Raw genomic sequence first — 2,137 nt, 5'->3', positions numbered from 1 at the left:
GGCCTCGATCACGTGCTGGCTACCGGCGAGGACGTAAACGTGCTGGTACTGGATACGGAGGTTTATTCAAACACCGGCGGACAGAGCTCCAAAGCTAGCCGCCGCGGCTCGATCGCGCAATTTACCGCAGGTGGCAAGGCGGTGCAGAAAAAAGACCTCGGTCAGATCGCGATGACCTACGGCAACATCTTCGTCGCGCAGGTAAATTCCAACGCAAACCAAGCCGCGACGCTAAAGGCGATCATGGCGGCGGAGGCTTACCCGGGACCTAGCCTTATCATCGCGTATTCGCCGTGTATCGCGCACGGCATCAAAGGCGGCATGGGCAGCTCCGGCGATCAAGCCGAGCTTGCGAGCAAATGCGGCTATTGGCCGACCTACACCTTCGATCCGCGGCTCGCGGCTGAGGGCAAAAATCCGCTTAAAATTTCATCCAAAGAGCCCGATTGGAGCCTTTATGAGGAATTTTTGCTAAACGAGGTGCGCTACAACGCGCTTAAAAAGATCGATCCGGAGCACGCGGGCAAGCTTTATGAAGCAAATAAAGCCGACGCGATGAGACGCTACCGCCAGCTCAAACGGCTTGCGAATGCCGATTTCGGCGATGAGGTTGCCTCTATGGACGCCGCGAGCGAGAATGCTTAAGCTTTGCGGCTATTTGTTGAAATTCCGGCTCTGCGAATTTTGCAATCCGGAATTTTATTAAATTTAGCGGGATTGCATAAAATTACGTATAAATTTTAAAAGGAAAATCCATGAAAAAAATCGGACTAATCGGCGGCATGAGCTACGAATCTACGATTACCTATTATGATGGGATCAATCGCAAAATTAACGAGCGTCTAGGCGGGCTAAGTAGCGGCGAAATCCTGCTAAGTAGTCTAAATTTTGACGAGATCGAGCGGTGTCAAAGAGATAATGAGTGGGGCAGGGCGGGCGAAATTTTAGCTCGTCACGCGCGAGTTTTGCAAAGCGGCGGCGCGGATTATATTTTTCTTTGCACCAATACGATGCATAAGTGCTACGAGGCGATAAAAGCCGCTATATCCGTGCCTTTCGTGCATATCGCGGACGCCACGTTAAGTGAGCTGCGAAAACGTGGCGTGCAAAAAGTAGGGCTGCTCGGCACGATCTACACGATGACGCAGGATTTTTACAAACAGCGCTTGATAGATGGTGGCGTAGAGGTGCTCGTACCGAACGCGGACGAAATGGAAGCGGTAAACGAAGTAATTTTTGATGAGCTTTGCTTTGGTAAAATCTTACCGCACTCCAAAGAGAAATTTTTGCAGATCATTGAAGGACTTAGGGCTCGCGGTGCGCAGGGCGTGATACTGGGCTGCACGGAGATCGGGCTGCTCGTATCGCAAGCAGATACCACCATGCAGCTATTCGATACTACGCAGATCCACATCGATGCGGCAGTAAGTCTAGCTTTAAGCGAGTAAATATCAAATATAAGCCGGTAAAATTCCGGCTTGTAATTTCAAATTTTTATATATATTATCAGTTAAATTTAATCTTTCTCTGTTATAATAACGACTATCAATCATAAAAGGGGATGAAATGAACGTTTTAGTTATAGGAGCAGATGAGATTACGCCCATTAAGGCGGTTTTAAAAGACCTTGGCGCGAGTAACATCGAGCACTGGGATGCACGAAACGAAAATCGCGTAAATCGTAAGCCGATCCCGCAAGATACCGAGTGTGTCGTTATGCTTACGAGCTTTTTGAACCACAATACGATGAAAAAGATCAAAGGCGAAGTAAAAAAGCGCAAAATCCCGCTCGTATGCGCTAAAAGAAGCGTTAGCTGCGTATTTTGCGAATACTGTAAGGTTTTCAATTTAAATCAAGAATTCGGTTGCAGACCTTGCGAAGATGATTAAAATTCCAAGGAATTTAAGTAGTGACGGCAAGTCCAGGCAAGCGGCTAAAAAATCGTGCACTGCGTCGCAATCAAATGCTTACGACGATGAAACAGGCGAGCTAAATTTCAAGGATTTTTTAAATTCTAGTAAATTTAACGCTACTTGCCTTGCGCCCGTCGAAAGTAAGAAATTTAGCGGCAAATTTAAAAAGTTTTCAAGCGGTAAATCGAGCGTGCTTAATCATAATGTCTCTAAGTCGTGCGCT

At 47.2% G+C, this 2,137-nt stretch carries 4 protein-coding genes; all 4 read left to right on the top strand.

Annotated features, from left to right (window positions below):
• Positions 1 to 645: thiamine pyrophosphate-dependent enzyme (locus Q0257_RS03230; RefSeq protein WP_298021473.1), on the top strand; the 645-nt coding region annotated here is incomplete at its 5' end.
• Between the two features lie 110 nt (positions 646 to 755).
• On the top strand, positions 756 to 1,448 hold the full coding sequence (locus tag Q0257_RS03225; protein ID WP_298021470.1) for an aspartate/glutamate racemase family protein: 693 nt from the start codon (positions 756 to 758) through the stop codon (positions 1,446 to 1,448).
• A 118-nt stretch (positions 1,449 to 1,566) separates the two neighbouring features.
• Positions 1,567 to 1,890, top strand: a complete 324-nt coding sequence (locus Q0257_RS03220; RefSeq protein ID WP_005870807.1) for a DUF2325 domain-containing protein — start codon at positions 1,567 to 1,569, stop codon at positions 1,888 to 1,890.
• The coding region (locus Q0257_RS03215) for a hypothetical protein (RefSeq protein WP_298021467.1) at positions 1,883 to 2,137 on the top strand (255 nt) is incomplete at its 3' end. The genes Q0257_RS03220 and Q0257_RS03215, both read left to right, overlap by 8 nt.

The sequence above is a fragment of the uncultured Campylobacter sp. genome, from assembly GCF_938018035.1.
Lineage (GTDB): Bacteria > Campylobacterota > Campylobacteria > Campylobacterales > Campylobacteraceae > Campylobacter_B.
This window is presented reverse-complemented; position numbering and strand designations above follow the sequence as displayed.